This window comes from Citrobacter sp. ABFQG (genome assembly GCF_004322975.1).
Classification (GTDB): Bacteria; Pseudomonadota; Gammaproteobacteria; order Enterobacterales; family Enterobacteriaceae; genus Citrobacter; species Citrobacter freundii.
In genome coordinates this window covers 3,200,076-3,216,942 of record NZ_CP036435.1, presented here as the reverse complement: position 1 = coordinate 3,216,942, position 16,867 = coordinate 3,200,076, and the positions used below count along the sequence as shown (strand labels likewise).

Genomic DNA, 16,867 nt, shown 5'->3' with positions numbered 1-16,867 from the left:
GATTACCCCCTTGGTCAGAGTCTGTAGCGTAATGAGCGTTAGCTCACAACCTGATTAAATTTCCTTGCACCAGCAGGAACGCTTACCACACCCCGACTATTTTTAGAAAAGGACATATATTTACGGCAAGGCTGCCGCTCAATATTTTTTCGACAGGAGTAAGACGTTATGAGCAAGCAACTTGCCCTCAGTAGCCTGTGTGCCTTCAGCATGACGCTGATGACTGCGCAGGCAGCCGAACCCCCCACATCATTAGATAAACCGGAAGGCCGCCTGGATATTATTGCCTGGCCGGGTTATATCGAACGTGGGCAAACCGATAAACAATATGACTGGGTCTCGCAGTTTGAGAAAGATACCGGCTGTGCGGTCAATGTAAAAACGGCGGCCACCTCTGATGAGATGGTCAGCCTGATGGCTAAAGGCGGTTACGACCTGGTAACCGCTTCTGGTGATGCCTCACTGCGCCTGATAATGGGAAAACGCGTTCAGCCGATTAATACTGCGCTGATCCCTAACTGGAAAACCCTTGATCCGCGAGTGGTAAAAGGGGAGTGGTTTAACGTTGGCGGTAAAGTTTACGGTACGCCATACCAGTGGGGACCAAACCTGCTGATGTATAACACCAAAACCTTCCCAACGCCGCCGGACAGCTGGAACGTGGTATTCGTTGAACAAAATCTGCCTGACGGGAAAAGCAATAAAGGTCGCGTTCAGGCTTACGATGGCCCGATCTATATTGCCGACGCCGCATTATTCGTTAAAGCCACCCAGCCGCAGTTGGGTATTACCGACCCCTATCAGCTCACTGAAAAACAGTATCAGGCGGTGATCAAAGTCCTGAGCGATCAGCACGCGTTGATCCATCGCTATTGGCACGATACCACCGTGCAAATGAGCGATTTCAAAAACGAAGGCGTAGTGGCGTCAAGCGCCTGGCCTTATCAGGCTAACGCCTTGAAAGGCGAAGGTCAGCCAATTGCCACGGTCTTCCCAAAAGAGGGGGTTACCGGATGGGCTGATACCACCATGCTGCACAGTGAAGCGAAACACCCGGTTTGCGCTTACAAATGGATGAACTGGTCATTAACCCCGAAAGTACAGGGCGACGTAGCCGCCTGGTTTGGTTCTCTGCCAGTGGTGCCTGAAGGTTGTAAAGCCAGCCCGTTACTGGGTGAAAAAGGCTGTGAAACCAACGGCTATAGCTATTTCGACAAAATTGCCTTCTGGAAAACACCAATTGCCGAAGGTGGAAAATTCGTTCCTTACAGTCGCTGGACGCAGGATTACATCGCCATTATGGGTGGTCGTTAATTCCGCTGGGGGTTTTATGACGTACGCAGTGGAGTTTCATAACGTCTCGCGTTTGTATGGGGATGTTCGTGCAGTGGATGGGGTGAGTATTGCGATTAACGACGGTGAGTTTTTCTCTATGCTGGGGCCATCCGGCTCCGGCAAGACCACCTGTCTGCGCCTGATTGCCGGGTTTGAGCAACTGTCAGGCGGCGCAATCACTATTTTTGGTAAACAGGCCAGCGAATTGCCGCCCTGGGAACGGGACGTCAATACGGTATTTCAGGATTACGCGTTATTCCCGCACATGTCGATCCTCGACAACGTCGCCTATGGGCTGATGGTTAAAGGCATTGATAAAAAACAACGCCACGCGAAAGCACGTGAAGCACTGGATAAGGTCGCACTCGGTTTTGTTTATGAACGTAAACCGTCGCAGCTTTCCGGTGGGCAACGTCAGCGTGTGGCGATTGCCCGGGCGCTGGTCAATGAACCGCGCGTCCTGCTGTTGGATGAACCGCTCGGGGCATTGGATCTCAAACTGCGTGAGCAGATGCAGCTGGAGCTGAAAAAATTACAGCAATCCCTTGGCATCACCTTCATCTTTGTCACCCACGATCAGGGTGAAGCCCTGTCGATGTCCGATCGGGTGGCGGTGTTTAATAACGGTCGCATCGAACAGGTGGATTCTCCGCGTGAACTTTACATGCGTCCGCGGACGCCGTTTGTGGCAAGTTTCGTCGGAACGTCAAATGTCTTTGATGCGACGATGTCGGCGAACGTTTGTGGGCTACAGGGTATGTTCTCCCTACGTCCCGAACACATTCGCTTGAATGATGCCGGAGGAGAAGTCCAGGCCCGGGGTGTTATTCAGGCGGTGCAGTATCAGGGGGCGGCGACGCGGTTTGAGCTGAAACTTGCCGGAGGGGAAAAACTGCTGGTTAGCCAGGCGAACCTGACGGGAGAAATGCTACCGTCAACGTTGTCGCCGGGTCAGCAGGTGATGGCATCGTGGTCCCGCGACGTGATGGTACCGCTGGTTGAGGAGAGGTGAATGGCTATGAACGTCTTACATTCGCCTCCACAGTCGACAAGCCTTAACCGGATCTCAGGTTACTTCTGGCGTAATCCGGGGATGGGTCTGTTTTTGCTGCTCCTTGGACCACTGATGTGGTTTGGCATTGTCTACTTCGGCTCATTACTGACGCTGTTGTGGCAAGGTTTTTATACCTTCGACGATTTCACTATGTCGGTCACGCCGGACCTGACGCTGGCGAATTTGCAGGCGCTGTTTAATCCTGCTAACTACGACATCATTTTGCGTACCCTGACGATGGCGGTGGCGGTCACCATTGCCAGCGCGATTCTGGCGTTTCCGATGGCGTGGTATATGGCGCGCTATACCAGCGGCAAAATGAAAGCCTTTTTTTACATTGCCGTAATGTTGCCAATGTGGGCCAGTTACATCGTTAAAGCCTATGCGTGGACGCTGCTGTTAGCTAAAGACGGTGTGGCGCAGTGGTTTTTAACCCATCTTGGGCTGGAGCCGCTACTGCTTTCGTTCCTGACGCTGCCTGCGGTAGGCGGCAATACGTTGTCGACTTCAGGCTTAGGGCGCTTTCTGGTGTTCGTATACATCTGGCTGCCGTTTATGATCCTGCCGGTACAGGCCGCACTGGAGAGACTTCCGCCGTCACTGTTACAGGCCTCCGCTGATTTGGGCGCGCGTCCGCGTCAAACCTTCCGCTATGTGGTTCTTCCGCTGGCAATACCCGGTATCGCTGCGGGATCTATCTTTACCTTCTCTCTGACGTTGGGCGACTTTATCGTGCCACAGCTGGTGGGACCACCAGGCTATTTCATCGGCAACATGGTGTATTCGCAACAAGGGGCGATCGGCAATATGCCGATGGCGGCGGCATTTACTCTGGTGCCGATTGTGTTAATCGCACTGTATCTGGCGTTCGTGAAGCGTCTGGGAGCTTTCGATGCACTCTGAACGCGCGCCCTGGTTACTCAAACTGGCGGCATGGGGTGGGGTTATTTTCCTGCACTTTCCCATCCTCATCATTGCCACCTATGCTTTTAATACTGAGGAGGCTGCTTTTAGTTTTCCACCGCAGGGATTAACGCTGAAGTGGTTTAGCGTTGCGGCGCAGCGTAGCGATATCCTGGAGTCTGTGACGTTGTCACTTAAGATCGCTGCGTTGTCGACCGCTATTGCCCTTGTTCTGGGGACGCTGGCTGCGGCCGCGCTGTGGCGTAGGGACTTTTTTGGCAAAAGTGCAATATCGCTGTTGCTACTGTTGCCGATCGCGCTGCCGGGCATTATTACCGGCCTTGCGCTGTTGACGGCGTTTAAAACCATCAACCTGGAACCGGGTTTTCTCACGATCGTAGTGGGCCATGCGACGTTTTGCGTGGTGGTGGTGTTTAACAACGTTGTGGCGCGTTTTCGCCGTACCTCATGGAGTCTGGTTGAAGCGTCTATGGATCTTGGTGCCAACGGCTGGCAAACCTTTCGTTACGTCGTGCTGCCCAATCTGGCATCGGCACTACTGGCGGGCGGGATGCTGGCGTTTGCCTTGTCGTTTGATGAAATCATCGTGACAACGTTCACCGCCGGACATGAAAGAACACTTCCTCTGTGGCTGCTCAATCAATTGGGCCGTCCACGGGATGTGCCGGTCACCAACGTTGTGGCATTGCTGGTAATGCTGGTGACAACACTGCCAATTTTAGGGGCCTGGTGGCTAACGCGTGAAGGCGACACTCTCGCCGGAAACGGTAAATAAACGACGATATGGGAAATTGCTATGCAACATCAATTACTGATTAATGGCGAGCTGGTCAACGGTGAAGGTGAAAAGCAGCCAGTCTATAACCCTGCCACTGGTGAACTCATTCTGGAGATTGCTGAGGCGTCAGCCATGCAGGTTGATGCCGCGGTGCGTGCGGCAGACACCGCGTTTGCCACCTGGGGGCAAACCACGCCGAAAGTCCGCTCTGAACTGCTGCTGAAACTGGCGGACGCTATTGCCGATAACGCGCAAACCTTCGCTGAGCTGGAATCACTTAACTGCGGTAAGCCACTGCACTGTGTCCTCAACGATGAAATTCCAGCTATTGTCGACGTTTTTCGCTTCTTTGCCGGGGCGGCTCGAACTCTGCAAGGACAGGCGGCCGGAGAGTATCTGGAAGGACATACGTCGATGATTCGCCGTGATCCGCTCGGCGTGGTGGCCTCTATTGCTCCGTGGAACTATCCGCTGATGATGGCGGCGTGGAAGCTGGCTCCAGCGTTGGCAGCGGGAAACTGTGTGGTGATTAAACCATCAGAAATTACCCCGCTGACGGCGCTTAAATTGGCCGAATTTGCCAAAGATATTTACCCGGCTGGCGTTATCAACGTCCTGTTTGGTCGCGGTAAAACGGTGGGCGATCCGCTGACCGGCCATGAAAAAGTCCGCATGGTTTCGCTGACTGGCTCCATTGCAACCGGTGAACACATTATTCAGCACACCGCGCCGTCAATTAAGCGCACACATATGGAACTGGGCGGCAAAGCCCCGGTGATCATTTTTGATGATGCCGATCTGGATGCGGTAGTGAGCGGCGTGCGGACCTTTGGTTATTACAATGCCGGGCAAGACTGTACCGCCGCTTGTCGAATCTATGCCCAAAAAGGCATTTATGACGCGTTGGTTGAGAAACTCGGCGCCGCGGTTGCCAGCCTGAAAATTGGTGCGCCGAACGACGAATCGACGGAACTGGGACCGGTAAGCTCGCAGGCACATCTTGATCGCGTGACTAAAGCAGTCGATGAGGCCAAAGCCCTGGGGCATATCAAAGTTATCACCGGCGGCAAGAAAGTGGATGGCGCAGGCTACTACTTTGCCCCAACGCTGCTGGCCGGGGCGAAGCAAGAAGATGCCATCGTGCAGCGGGAAGTTTTCGGCCCGGTGGTCAGCGTGACCGTATTTGATGATGAAGACCAGGTGCTGGCGTGGGCAAATGATTCGAAATACGGACTGGCATCTTCCGTCTGGACCCGGGATGTTGGGCGTGCGCATCGCTTTAGCGCTCGCCTGCAATATGGTTGCACCTGGGTCAATACCCATTTCACGCTGGTTAGCGAGATGCCGCACGGTGGGCAAAAACAGTCTGGGTATGGCAAGGATATGTCGGTTTATGGGTTGGAAGATTACACGATTGTTCGCCATGTCATGATCAAGCATGAGTAATCTTTTAAGCGCGAGCGGTAAATGGGGCACGGATAGCTAAATATCGGCAAACGTGTGTCTATACTATTCGCGCCACTGGCCTCGTCGCCATCGGACGGCGGTAAGTTGGAAATATCCGCGAGGTCAGGCTAATTGATACAACAAAGCCCCGGCATGCCAGTCAGTAAAGCATTACAGGGAACATGTGATTCCGGCTCAGGGTTCCGTTCACCTCAGCGGCATCACTTCTCTGAGGCACTGATACCCGTGAACGTGCAATGGAGGCTCACCGCCGCCTCCCTTGCAACCCAGGCTCCCGGCGGGAAAATCGTCGCTGCGCGATTCATTCGTCTTATGCCGTCTGCCTGTCGGGTCGGGGTCGAGCCTGCATCCCTGCAGGCCGTCCCCTCTGCCCGCATCCCTGCGGGCAGACCCGGTCAGCCGTCAACACCTCATCGATTTTCAGCCGGACCGGGGTCATCGTTGCAACGCTCTGACTTCCAGTTAAATCTGTTTTGCTGTTTAAACAAAAAATCCAGGTGGCCAGGTGTGGGCTGGTCCGGCTGAAAATTGCCGACGTGTTTCCGTAAGGCCGGGAGAACCCGCAGGGATGCGGGTTCAGGGCGCGTTTTACAGGGACGTTGCATCGCGCCCGGCCCGGTAGCCTGGAGGAATAAGCGGAGGGGACCACGAAGTGGCAATTTTCCCGCCGGGAGCCGGGATTGTTAAGGGTACGGCGATAGTACCCTTAACACGTTCACAGGCAGTATCGTTTCAGAGAAGTGAAAAACATAAGGTGAACGGAACAATACACCAGAGGCAACAGATTCATTACCTTCGGTTCGTTAACTGACAAGCATTACGGCTTAATATCGGGCTTTGTGCTTTCAGGTATACCGTACAGTAATCAGCGGCGTAAGCTGCAAGGCCAGGCAAGTAGCGCACAAACGCTCAGAACCAGTCCCAGTTGTTGCACCATGCCTGCAAATCCCAGCATCATTCCCAGCAACAGGTAACAGCTGTAGCCACCACGTGGCGAGACCTGAAAATGCAGCAAACGGCTCTGGAACTTCACCTAGGGCAGCATAATACCATAGAAGGATTAGGGGTATTACATACTAAGGATAATTTACCCGGCAGTGCGAGAATGGGAAAATAGTTTACTAATGGCAGAGAGAAGTCCCTCTCTGCCAACGGACGCTGCAATTAATCAAACAAGAACCACATCAAGCAAACCAGCCGAACCTTGCGGAAATCAGACTGAAAAGTCCTACAGCAGCAAATATATTTATCAGCACCACCGTTTTACTGGAAACATTCATTTGTGCCACCTTTCGTTTTAACCCCTATGGGTATAGTACGGGTTATAACTATCCGCAATAGTACGAATTCTGAACATAATGAAAATGGGTTGTTTTACAGCCGCTTTTCTTAAATTAATTAATAAAACTTGATGTAGGTCATGAAAAAGAGCATATTGCGCGCGATTTCACCTTTCGGCCCGGATGCCTTACATGTCTTTGTACCAAAAAATGTTGGTTTTTTATGCGGTGATGGCCGTTATCACGGCAATCATCACCTGGTTTCTTTCCCGCGATAAAAAGCGAATTCGCTTTCTCAGCGCGGTATTAGTCGGTGCGACCTGGCCGATGAGTTTTCCCGTCGCGTTAATGTTCTCTCTCTTCTGATGACGGCGTAAACGCCGCTTCAGGCGGAAAGCAGGGCATCCAATCGCTTTTTGTCGACTTCGCTGACATCCTGTGGATGCTGATACCCCACGTTCTCATTCGCACGGGTATACAAAGCGACCAGCCAGTCGTATACGTAGCGGCTTGCGCCGTGCGAAGGTTGTTCATCCAGCTTCGTCAGGCGTAACATCGGCTGTTGCTTCGGCGCGCTAAAAATAGCCGATCCTTTCTGGATCCTGCTGGCAGGGCGCTGCTCCTCTGCAACGTCGGCAAATCCAAGCCAGGTAATAAAATCACCGATATCGGCGTATAGCTGCGCGGCACAGACGTTTTCGCGCTGCATAATGCGCTGTAAGCGCTGCGGCATCTCCAGGCGATAGCTGGTGGTGACGAGGATGTCGGCAACCTGTCTTAACGTACGGGGATCGAGTCGTAAACGGCGGGCATTATTTTCATCGCGACACCACTGGCGCACGTGGTTAATCCACATTTTGTGAGCCTGATATCCGGTCTCCTGGCTTTCCGGTGAGTGCATTGTGTCACGCACCTCGGCAAACAGGTCAATCTCTTCATTAAATAAACCACTTACCTGCTCCTCGCGCGGTTGCTGAATACGCAGCAGCGACTCAAAAATGCGCATCGGCGGGAGCAAACCATCCAGCAGTTCGCCATGCTTTGCCGCCTGAGCTTGTAGCTGGCGGATCACTGACTCATTGCTTGCTGATTCGGTCTCAACGGGATTAATCCAGCCGATTAGGGTTTCGCGTACGCGCTGTTGGTGCTGTTCACGCAGGGAGGTCAGCCTGGCCTGGCGCTGCTGTGGTGAGGTTGCCTGAGTCAACCATTCGACGAGGCGTTGTAAGCTGTGTTTATCCAGCGCCTGCAGCGTGCCCCAGTGCAGTCCGGGTTTGCCCATTAATTGCTGCACGGATTCATCAAGATTTTGCTGGGTACTAAAACGCGCATCCTGCGGGGTAATGGCCCAGACCACGCCTGGCAATGCGGCGTCGTGGACGGGTTGAGTATCGTTAACCCAGCCCAATAGCTTGCGGGTGATGGCGGGCGTCTGGGCGCGGGTAGAGACAGCGTTGCAGATTAAGAGCACATCCGGTTGCAGGTGCTGGCGATAATGTTCCAGCATCCAGCCTAATTTTGCCTGCCACAGTGGATGCGGATGAGTATCCGGGGCGAGGGGAATATCGAGCAGATCGACATTCTCCAGCACCGCGTCTTCAACCGTCAGGACCAGTTCGCGCGTGAGCAGCGCCAGTGACGACAAAGAAAGGCTGACTGCATTGAGCAACTGATGATTTTCAATCGGATGAACCACCACATCGCTTTGCGCCTCATTATTGCCTGTTAATGCCACCTGGGTCAGGAAACTTTCGGCAGGTAAACCAAAATGATCAACCAGCAGACTCAGCGGGGCCGCTAATTCTTGCGCGTGTCCGGTTTGTTGCAACGTGTGCGCCAGAGTCAGCCACTGCTGCGTCAATTCTGGTTGTTCTCCCCACAGTAGTGCCCAGGCGTTTGCCCGGGTAGTCAGATCCAGTGCGGGCAGCAACGTGGCAAACTGGTGCCATAGCGCATCGTCAATTTGCTGCTGGTTTGCCGGTACGCAGGAGCGCCAGAAACGACCGATTGCCGCAACATCATGTGCGGTAATGCCCGGCACAGGGTGACGCTGACGCAGCGTTTGCCATTTTTCCAGGCGCGCCTCAATAATCGATTTCTCGACCTGCCGGTTATCCGGGAGCGCGCTGAACTGGGCGATAAATAGCTGTACCAGTTCCGCTTCACTGAGTAACCGCAGACGCAACGGCCATTCGCTATCATGCGGATTTTCATCGCGCGTAAAGCGGATCGCCATATTGGTTGGCGCATGGCCAGGATTAATATGCGAGAAATAATCAAAGCTGCGATCCGGGGTAACAATATTCACTTTGCCAGTGGCATTGCTGCACAATGCCGCAAGCAGATGTGCTTTTGCCGATTGTGAATGTCCGTATAACCCTATACATCCTTGCGATGAAAAGGTTGTCTCCAGCACAGATTCACTCACTGCGGCTAGCGTAAGCTGTGCCAGCAGGGCATCCGCTTCATCATCAAGACGCGCCGCACGTTGACGGGTATCTACCACCCACTCGATGGCGGCCTGCGCGGTATTTAACATCTTACTCATTTCAGGTACACGCTCCCGCTATCAATCCAGTAATGGCTTCCGCTATGGCGACGGTCTGCCAGCGTATTCAGTTTTAACGTTAAGGCATTGGCGGCAACGGGGGTACCATCCTGTAACCAGGCATCGCTCAGGACGAAGAATTCTGGGCCACTTTCTTTGCTGCCGCCGCGTAGCTGCAGCCGTACATTCAACACGCCATCTCCGGCGATGGTTTTTGCCAGTTCGGCGGAATTTATGCTGAGCGTATACAGCGGCGTGGCAGGCCAGCGGCTGTTTGCCAGTTGCCGGAATCCTAACGTCACGTTGCCACGTAACGGGAAGTGCAACCGGGCATCCAGCTTCGCACCGGGTTTATCCAGATCAATATCGTGATACCAGATGTTCTCATCGCGCAGGGTATTGACCGTGTTATCCAGTACGCCAAGATAACGTACGGTCGAGTAAGCGCCGATATCGGCAGCTTTAAAGTTAAAACGCGGCAAACGCAAATCCAGCGCCAGGCTACACAGCATGGCGCCGACTGCCGCGGTGGATTTGGGATTACCAATCCGCCCTTGTTGGCTGAACGGATACCACTCATGCACGCGGTAGTTATCCATCCAGATCATACGGTTAACCGGAACAGGTTGCAGATGGCGGATCAACGCCTGCACGCCCGGTAAACAGGCGGGCCTGCCGGTCACTAATAAAATATCGCAGCGATAATGTGAAATAGCCTCACAAACCGCGTGCAGCGGGGAAGTCAGGGTAAATTGCCCCGCTAACAGAGCTTCTTGTAACTGCCTGAACTGTACCTGCAACGGCACGCTCAGAACATCAAACGCTGGCGAACCTGCTGGCAACGCATGGTCGATAGCCTGCTGGATGTAGTTCATCACGTTGCGCGTTGGTCGTTGGCTCAGGAGTTCTCCGAATGTGGCATGCAGACCAGCGACCGGATCGTTAATATCGCTTTGTTCCCAGGCACTGAGTACCGCATGACCGAGCGGCATAAAGAGCTGCAATGCCGTTTGTTGACGCAAAATCGCCTGGGTATCGATGCGACCGGAATCGCCAAACAGCGTGGCCAGTAATGCAGCGGCATCGGTCACGCCAGCTTGTTGTAAGCGGGTTTGCAGCGCAGGCAACACGCAACGCTGAATCACGTCCAGAAGCATGTCATCGCCTGCCACCTTAAAACCCTCACGGAACAGCAAATGCGGGGTAATTTTAACGTTCGCGCCGACGCCGTCATCAAGCTGATAATGGACGACGGCCATATCCGTTGTCCCGCCGCCAATGTCGATCGATGCCACGCGCAGCGCCCGACCTTTAGTCTCACCGGGTTCCGGCAAACGGTCCGGGCGGGCAAGGGCGTTAAAGAATGATTCGGTGTGGCCATCGTAGTGAGAGATAGCCTCGTTATACAGCCACACCAGTTGCCCGCAGCTGGCTTCATCCCATTCCATCTGAATTTCAGGTACGGGAACCACACTCTTTTCCTGCTGTTTACGGGTAGTGAAGTCTTCATCCTGCGGGTGCCAGCCCATTGCTTTCCAGACCAGGGCAATAGCTTCAAACATGCGCAGGCGGAAAATCTCGCGCTCCTGTTTGGGCATCGCCGACGGTAGGGTCAGGATCAGCGTCCGTAACTGACGAGGAGATGCCGGGAATCCGAGGCGCAACCGCGTCGCTACGCTGTTAATTTGCCCCAGCGCCTGGGCCAGTATTTCGCATAACATATGCGTCATCAGCGTGCTGCGGCTGTATTGCGGTGAGAATACCGGCAGACGATCGTCCTGCGGCAGGCTGAACAGCGGTTGCCCGTCATCGTTCATCAGGTTCATCAGCGGGAAGGCGGTAGCCAGCGGCTCGCGCTGGATTTTGCCATTCATCTGGCTAAAGCGCCAGTCATGTAACACCGGCGTTTCATCCCACAGATAACGGCGCGGGCTGGAGATCCCACTATTGCCCTCGGTGCCCATACGCTGCATCGCCAGCTTACGGGCTTCATCACCCACACGCACAATCGACGGCCAGATAAAGGCGTCATCACGTCCGCTCTCAACGGAAAAATGCTGCTTACCAAAGCGCGCTTCGGAAAACTCCAGCCGGCTGGTGAACAGCGGATCGTTGAGGAACTGCGGCTCGCTTAACGAACGGACCTGCAATTCAGCGGTCTGACGCAGCCCGTCATTGGCATCCCCGTGATCTTCAATCAGGACGCCACAGGTATGGGTATTACCGATATCTAAAATAAGATCGACGGGAATAGCGGGTGTGCTAAGGGTATGCGTAACCAGTTTCACTTCCGGGACAGAAAGCTGCTCGCCTAACAGAGTCAGCACATTCAGCCAGTGCGCCTGGTATTCAAAGTTACGCAGCGCCAGCTGGATCTCTTGTTCTGAGCGATTCTCATGTTGGGTGACATGGTGCATAAAAGATTCGCGCAACCAGCCGTCAATCCAGGTCTGGTCAAGGAAATCAGCAATTTCATTGTCATGCCAGGCCAGCGCGAATCGTGTCCCGTTGAGCAGGTCGTTCTCATTAGGCGTTAACGCTGCAGGGGCATTTTCAGTGAGCTGGCTATCCAGCGCCACGGTAACGCGGTGGGTGTTGCCCGCGCTGTCGGGTTGCGCCAGTTTTCGTACCTGCACGCGCGCCCAGTTATCCGGGCCTTCAACAAACGTGCGCGGTGGGTTAAAGCGCAGAAACGGCAGCGGCAGCCAGACACCGTCGAGGACATCCAGCGAATAATGCAGCGTCTGGGTACTTTCCGGCTTCACCACTTCGGGCTGACCGCCAGTGCTGCCAGGCAAGGTATAGCGACCCGTTGCCAGATCGAAATCCAGCCGTAGCAGGGGACCGTTTGCCGTTTTGCGCACAAAGCGGCCATGGTGTGCAGATTCCTGCGGCGTCAGGCCAAAATCCAGGAATTGAACACCGCTATTGGCGATGAGCGTCACGCTCTGCTTGTAATCACACAGATTCACCAACATAGAATCAGGCACCTATCTTTTTGATTGTCAGAGGGATTTCCGCGTGATCGTCATAACGCGCGGTACAGGCGGCGACGTCGTTGGTTCCCGCTTTGCAGGTAATTTCAGGCATCGGATAACGTGACCCGTCTGTACAACGAGCATTGCCGCGACTCTTAATCATTAATTCACCCGACTGGTGCAAACCGGAGAAAATCTCGGCACGACAAACAATATTGTCACCATGAACCACGCGAGCAGTGCCTTTATTAGCCTGGATCTGATAGCGCAGCGACGGCGCTTTGCCGCTCACCGGATCTTTAACATCGACCATGACGCGCCAGTTACCATTGAGGAAGCGCGTCGTTCCTGCCTTCATCTGATTGGCATCCATCACCAGCGCATCTTTTGGAATCGCGGCGATCACCACCGGTCCTTCTACAGGTTTCTCTTTCTTCGCAGCTGGAGTCACTTCAGCACGATGCAAAGGCAGAGCAGATGCCAGTGCTGGCAGTGGTGCCATATCAATCTTAGCGACTTCAACAGCCGCGGCTGCGGGTACGGGCTGGGTGGTCTGTTGCTTCCACAGCAGCGGCCCAACGATGGCGGCAATGATGACTGCGGCAACGGGCAGGCTCCACAGCGGCAGGCGGCGCGCAGGTTTCTCTTGTGCCAGCGGCGGTGTAACCTCCGGTTCGTTAACTATAACCGGTGGCTGTGGCTCAGGTTCAGCCGGTTTAGCCAGCTCGACGACTGGCGTCAATAAAGGCGCATCAGCCTCGGCGAAGGTGATTCCCGGGGGGATTTCTTCTTCCTGTTCCGGCTCTGCTACGGTAACGACAGGAGGAATATCGGCAAGTCGCAGGCAATCGAGCACATCGTCGCGGGGATTTTCATTCAGATTGACGAAGCCCCAGAACGTAATAACGGGTTTGCCATCAACCAGAAACACGTGGTTTTCACCGGGAAACTGGATGGCTTTTTCGAGCAGAGAGCCAAACAGCTGTAGGGAGGTTTTTCCCGACTGCAGGCTTTTACGGCTCAGAGCCGCCGCATTTTCCAGCGTGCTTCCCAGATAGCGCAGCGCACGAAAACGTGCTTCTTCATCAGCGGCTTTCCACGCCACGGCTTTCCCTTCTATCGGGGAATACCAGTCAACCCGATCGCCGTTGTCGTTAATTTGTGGGATCGCCAAACAATCCACCATCGCCTGCTGTTTACGCAGACGAAGCGTTTCACGAATTTGCAATGCTGAATCAAAAACGGCCTGACCACCGCCGCCCACGGCCTGATAGTCATCCAAATTGCCGCTGCGCAAGAGAGTTTTTGCCACGTTGTTACCCCTTAGACTTCTTCACGTATCTACTTTACGTTTTATAAAAACGAGCAAACGGAGAAAGAGAGGCAAAAAGGGGCTAATTTTCATGGCATAGAGTGCCGGGAAAAATCTTGACGTTTTGAAAAAGACTTAAGGGAAATTAATTCGCTTAGGGTGATGAATTATTCAGCGAAATACACCGGATTAGAATAACCTGATAGTGATTTGTTATTGGTCAGTTTTTGTCAGCTATGCTCTGATATCTCGGTTAATAATAAAATAAGAAGGCTTATAACCATGATTGCAAGGAAAACGTTACTCGCGCTGGCTCTCAGCACCGTCATACCGTCAGGCGTTGCGTTCGCGGCCAATACTGACACCATCATCTATTGTTCTGAAGCATCGCCGGAGTCATTTAACCCGCAAATTGCCAGTTCCGGTCCCTCATTTGTGGCCAGTTCACAAGTGCTCTACAACCGACTCATCAACTTTGATCCGGTAAAGAATACCCCGGTACCATCTCTGGCAACGGACTGGACGATTTCTCCGGACGGAAAGACTTACACCTTTACCCTGCGTCAAGGCGTGAAATTCAACAGTAATAAATTCTTTAAACCGACCCGCGACTTCAACGCTGACGACGTGATTTTCTCGGTATTACGGCAGAAAGATGCCGATCATCCGTATCACAAGGTTTCTCAGGGAAGCTATGAATACTTTAACGATGTCGGTCTGGATAAACTGATTAAAGAAGTGAAGAAGCTCGATGATTATCACGTTCAGTTTGTCCTGAATGAACCTAACGCTGCGTTTCTTGCCGACTGGGGAATGGATTTTGCCTCGATTCTCTCTGCGGAATATGCCGACGCGATGCTAAAAAAAGGTACACCGGAAAACGTCGACAACTGGCCGATTGGCACCGGACCTTACGTGCTGCAGCAGTACAAGCAGGACTCGCAAATCCGCTATCTTGCCAACCCTAACTACTGGGATGGCGCCGTTCCAACGAAACACCTGATCTTCTCAATCACGCCAAACGTCCAGACGCGGCTGGCAAAACTGCAAACCAATGAATGCCAGATAATCCCAGCACCTGCGCCCGTACAGTTTGACGAGATTAAAAAGAATAAAGATTTGACGCTGCATTCGGTTGACGCGCTGAACGTCGGGTATCTGGCATTTAATACCGAGAAAAAACCGTTTGATAACGTACTGGTGCGTCAGGCGCTAAACTACGCGACCGATAAAAAGGCCATTATTAACGCCGTCTTCTTAGGTTCCGGTACGGTGGCAAAATCGCCGATCCCACCGAATATGATGGGGTTCAATAAAGATCTGCAGGATTACGCTTACGACCCGCAAAAAGCGAAAAACCTGCTGAAGCAGGCTGGGCTGGAAAATGGCTTTGAAGCGACGCTGTGGTCAATGCCGGTCCAGCGCCCATACAACCCGAACTCCCGACGGATTGCCGAAATGATCCAGAGCGACTGGGCAAAGGTGGGCGTGAAGGCGAAAATTGTATCGTACGAGTGGGGTGAATATCTCTCCGGAATGCGTAAAGGTGAGCATGACACCGCGTTGTTTGGTTGGATGTCAGACAACGGCGATCCGGATAACTTCGCGGATGTGCTGCTGGGCTGCGACAGCATAAAAACCGGATCTAACGCCGCGCGCTGGTGCGATAAAGAGTATAATTCGCTGGTTGAAAAGGCGAAACTGGTGAGCAAACCGGAAGAGCGCGCCGCGCTTTACCAGCAGTCACAAGAGATTTTCTACCAGCAGGCTCCTTGGATAGCCCTGGCAAACGGTAAAACGTTCTACGCTACGCGTAGCAACGTCAGCGGATACAGCGTTAGCCTGATGGGCAGTGATTTTTCAAAAGCAAAATTAAATTAATGAGTTAAGGAGAGGTTATGTCGCATCTGGATGAGGTCAGCGCACGTGTTGATGCCGCCATTGAGGAGAGCGTCATTACGCATATGAATGAATTGCTGATTGAGCTCAGCGATGATGTCGCGTTGAGCCGGGAAGACCGCTATACCCAGCAACAGCGTTTGCGTACGGCTATCGCGCATCATGGCCGTCAGCATAAAGAAGATATGGAAGCCCGTCGCGAACAGTTGACCAAAGGCGGCACTATTCTTTGATATTTCCTCGCCGGATCTTATCCGGCCTACAGGCGCGTTCTGTAGGTCGGATAAGCGCAATTAAAACGAACGTCTCGCCACCAGCCATGCCCCGATCACCAACATTACCGCGCCACAAATTGGGCCCACTAGCGCCCGTAGCGGCACGCCGTGACTGCGCAGAATATCCAGTATCAGTCCCCCGATAAGCTGGCTGGCAACCAGTACCGCAATCGTCGTGGCAGCGCCTACATTTTGATATCCACTAATGCTGGCGAAAACAAAGAACGATCCCAACAAGCCGGGGATGAGTGTCCACCAGCGTATGCTGGAAACCAATTCACCAAACCCTGCTAAACCTTGCTTAAACCACAATATGCTGACAAACAGCACGATCCCGACCAGCGAGTTAAGTAACATGGCGATAAGGATCGTCGAGGACGTCTGCGTGATGCGTACCATCAAGGTATTTTGCACCACCAGACCAATACCAGCGGCAATCAGAAAGGAGAGGGTCAGCGTCTGGTTCATCTAAGGTCATCCGGTTCACGACGATCGTCTAACTGCAACTGCATGAAAGTCAGATCCAGCCACCGCCCAAATTTGGTTCCAACCTGTGGCATTTGCGCGGTGGTTTTAAAGCCCAGCAAGCTGTGCAGATGCAGTGATGCCTGATTCTGAGACTCAATCCCTGCCACCATTACATGCTTGCCGCATGCGCGGGCTTCGTCTATCAGTCTGCTGAGTAGTGCTCGTCCGAGTCCTTTTCCCTGATGTTCTGGATGGACATACACCGAATGTTCAACGGTATGACGGAAGCCATCAAAGTTACGCCAGTCGCCAAAGGAGGCGTATCCCGTAACCACGCCATTCTCTTCACTCACCAGTACCGGATACCCCATCAATTGTCGGGATTCATACCAGGAAATACGGTTTTCGGCATCGACCGTTTGATCATTCCAGATAGCCGCCGTATGCAGTACCGCATGGTTGTAGATTTCTGCAATGGCGGCGCAGTCTTCTTTGCTGGCAAATCGAATTGACATGTTGAACCTCAGGGCTTGTTCACTATAGTATTAC

Annotated in this window: 15 protein-coding genes; 8 read left to right on the top strand and 7 right to left on the bottom strand. The window is 53.3% G+C overall.

The features are described 5' to 3' along the window. Positions 1 to 168 precede the first annotated feature (168 nt). The 5 genes from ydcS to patD are packed head-to-tail and all read left to right on the top strand — an operon-like array spanning position 169 to position 5,537. Positions 169 to 1,314 carry a putative ABC transporter substrate-binding protein YdcS gene (gene ydcS / locus WN16_RS15785; RefSeq protein WP_003020212.1) on the top strand — a complete coding sequence of 382 codons (1,146 nt, stop codon included), beginning with the start codon at positions 169 to 171 and terminating at the stop codon, positions 1,312 to 1,314. Between the two features lie 16 nt (positions 1,315 to 1,330). Then, the gene (locus tag WN16_RS15780) at positions 1,331 to 2,347 is read left to right on the top strand and encodes an ABC transporter ATP-binding protein (RefSeq protein WP_003020210.1); all 1,017 of its coding nucleotides are present in this window, start codon (positions 1,331 to 1,333) and stop codon (positions 2,345 to 2,347) included. Continuing rightward, the gene (locus tag WN16_RS15775; protein ID WP_003843727.1) at positions 2,348 to 3,292 is read left to right on the top strand and encodes an ABC transporter permease; all 945 of its coding nucleotides are present in this window, start codon (positions 2,348 to 2,350) and stop codon (positions 3,290 to 3,292) included. After that, a complete protein-coding gene (locus tag WN16_RS15770) occupies positions 3,282 to 4,088 on the top strand; it encodes an ABC transporter permease (RefSeq protein WP_003020204.1) in 807 nt (268 codons plus the stop codon). Before WN16_RS15775 ends, WN16_RS15770 begins: the two co-directional genes overlap by 11 nt. 21 nt (positions 4,089 to 4,109) lie before the next feature. After that, entirely contained in the window at positions 4,110 to 5,537 is a 1,428-nt protein-coding gene (gene patD / locus WN16_RS15765) for an aminobutyraldehyde dehydrogenase (RefSeq protein ID WP_003020201.1), read from the top strand. Between the two features lie 886 nt (positions 5,538 to 6,423). Here patD and WN16_RS15750 read toward each other — a convergent pair. Together WN16_RS15750 and yncL are read right to left on the bottom strand one after the other, a co-directional pair. Next, positions 6,424 to 6,591, bottom strand: a complete 168-nt coding sequence (locus tag WN16_RS15750) for a hypothetical protein (protein WP_164846956.1) — start codon at positions 6,589 to 6,591, stop codon at positions 6,424 to 6,426. Between the two features lie 151 nt (positions 6,592 to 6,742). Then, on the bottom strand, positions 6,743 to 6,838 hold the full coding sequence (yncL, locus tag WN16_RS15745; protein ID WP_071524268.1) for a stress response membrane protein YncL: 96 nt from the start codon (positions 6,836 to 6,838) through the stop codon (positions 6,743 to 6,745). A 192-nt stretch (positions 6,839 to 7,030) separates the two neighbouring features. Between yncL and WN16_RS15740 the strand changes: the two genes are divergently transcribed. Continuing rightward, positions 7,031 to 7,204, top strand: a complete 174-nt coding sequence (locus WN16_RS15740; RefSeq protein WP_003020198.1) for a GhoT/OrtT family toxin — start codon at positions 7,031 to 7,033, stop codon at positions 7,202 to 7,204. A 19-nt stretch (positions 7,205 to 7,223) separates the two neighbouring features. Here WN16_RS15740 and WN16_RS15735 read toward each other — a convergent pair whose 3' ends face one another. Genes WN16_RS15735 through WN16_RS15725 form a run of 3 tightly spaced genes read right to left on the bottom strand, consistent with a single transcriptional unit; the run spans position 7,224 to position 13,676 of the window. Next, positions 7,224 to 9,386: a virulence factor SrfC family protein gene (locus WN16_RS15735; RefSeq protein WP_044702346.1), complete on the bottom strand. Its 2,163-nt coding sequence runs from the start codon at positions 9,384 to 9,386 to the stop codon at positions 7,224 to 7,226. Further along, complete coding sequence (locus WN16_RS15730; RefSeq protein ID WP_088169048.1) at positions 9,383 to 12,364, bottom strand: virulence factor SrfB; 2,982 nt, start codon at positions 12,362 to 12,364, stop codon at positions 9,383 to 9,385. Before WN16_RS15730 ends, WN16_RS15735 begins: the two co-directional genes overlap by 4 nt. Positions 12,365 to 12,368: 4 nt before the next feature. Then, entirely contained in the window at positions 12,369 to 13,676 is a 1,308-nt protein-coding gene (locus WN16_RS15725) for an SrfA family protein (protein WP_044702343.1), read from the bottom strand. A gap of 282 nt (positions 13,677 to 13,958) precedes the next feature. Between WN16_RS15725 and WN16_RS15720 the strand changes: the two genes are divergently transcribed. Beyond that, entirely contained in the window at positions 13,959 to 15,557 is a 1,599-nt protein-coding gene (locus WN16_RS15720; protein ID WP_044702342.1) for an ABC transporter substrate-binding protein, read from the top strand. Between the two features lie 17 nt (positions 15,558 to 15,574). Continuing rightward, a complete protein-coding gene (locus tag WN16_RS15715; protein WP_003020183.1) occupies positions 15,575 to 15,808 on the top strand; it encodes a YdcY family protein in 234 nt (77 codons plus the stop codon). A 60-nt stretch (positions 15,809 to 15,868) separates the two neighbouring features. Here WN16_RS15715 and WN16_RS15710 read toward each other — a convergent pair whose 3' ends face one another. Both WN16_RS15710 and mddA read right to left on the bottom strand, forming a co-directional pair. Then, entirely contained in the window at positions 15,869 to 16,318 is a 450-nt protein-coding gene (locus WN16_RS15710; protein ID WP_003836163.1) for a DMT family transporter, read from the bottom strand. Beyond that, positions 16,315 to 16,833, bottom strand: coding sequence for an L-methionine sulfoximine/L-methionine sulfone acetyltransferase (gene mddA, locus WN16_RS15705; RefSeq protein ID WP_044702337.1), 519 nt, complete (start codon positions 16,831 to 16,833; stop codon positions 16,315 to 16,317). Before mddA ends, WN16_RS15710 begins: the two co-directional genes overlap by 4 nt. Positions 16,834 to 16,867 lie beyond the last annotated feature (34 nt).

Bases quoted from the DNA above. Each gene is read 5' to 3' on its own strand.
- WN16_RS15715 (WP_003020183.1), top strand. From the start codon at position 15,575: ATGTCGCATCTGGATGAGGTCAGCGCACGTGTTGATGCCGCCATTGAG.
- yncL (WP_071524268.1), bottom strand. From the start codon at position 6,838: ATGAATGTTTCCAGTAAAACGGTGGTGCTGATAAATATATTTGCTGCT.
- ydcS (WP_003020212.1), top strand. From the start codon at position 169: ATGAGCAAGCAACTTGCCCTCAGTAGCCTGTGTGCCTTCAGCATGACG.
- WN16_RS15735 (WP_044702346.1), bottom strand. From the start codon at position 9,386: ATGAGTAAGATGTTAAATACCGCGCAGGCCGCCATCGAGTGGGTGGTA.
- patD (WP_003020201.1), top strand. From the start codon at position 4,110: ATGCAACATCAATTACTGATTAATGGCGAGCTGGTCAACGGTGAAGGT.
- WN16_RS15710 (WP_003836163.1), bottom strand. From the start codon at position 16,318: ATGAACCAGACGCTGACCCTCTCCTTTCTGATTGCCGCTGGTATTGGT.
- WN16_RS15740 (WP_003020198.1), top strand. From the start codon at position 7,031: ATGTCTTTGTACCAAAAAATGTTGGTTTTTTATGCGGTGATGGCCGTT.
- WN16_RS15775 (WP_003843727.1), top strand. From the start codon at position 2,348: ATGGCTATGAACGTCTTACATTCGCCTCCACAGTCGACAAGCCTTAAC.
- WN16_RS15730 (WP_088169048.1), bottom strand. From the start codon at position 12,364: ATGTTGGTGAATCTGTGTGATTACAAGCAGAGCGTGACGCTCATCGCC.
- WN16_RS15720 (WP_044702342.1), top strand. From the start codon at position 13,959: ATGATTGCAAGGAAAACGTTACTCGCGCTGGCTCTCAGCACCGTCATA.
- mddA (WP_044702337.1), bottom strand. From the start codon at position 16,833: ATGTCAATTCGATTTGCCAGCAAAGAAGACTGCGCCGCCATTGCAGAA.
- WN16_RS15780 (WP_003020210.1), top strand. From the start codon at position 1,331: ATGACGTACGCAGTGGAGTTTCATAACGTCTCGCGTTTGTATGGGGAT.
- WN16_RS15770 (WP_003020204.1), top strand. From the start codon at position 3,282: ATGCACTCTGAACGCGCGCCCTGGTTACTCAAACTGGCGGCATGGGGT.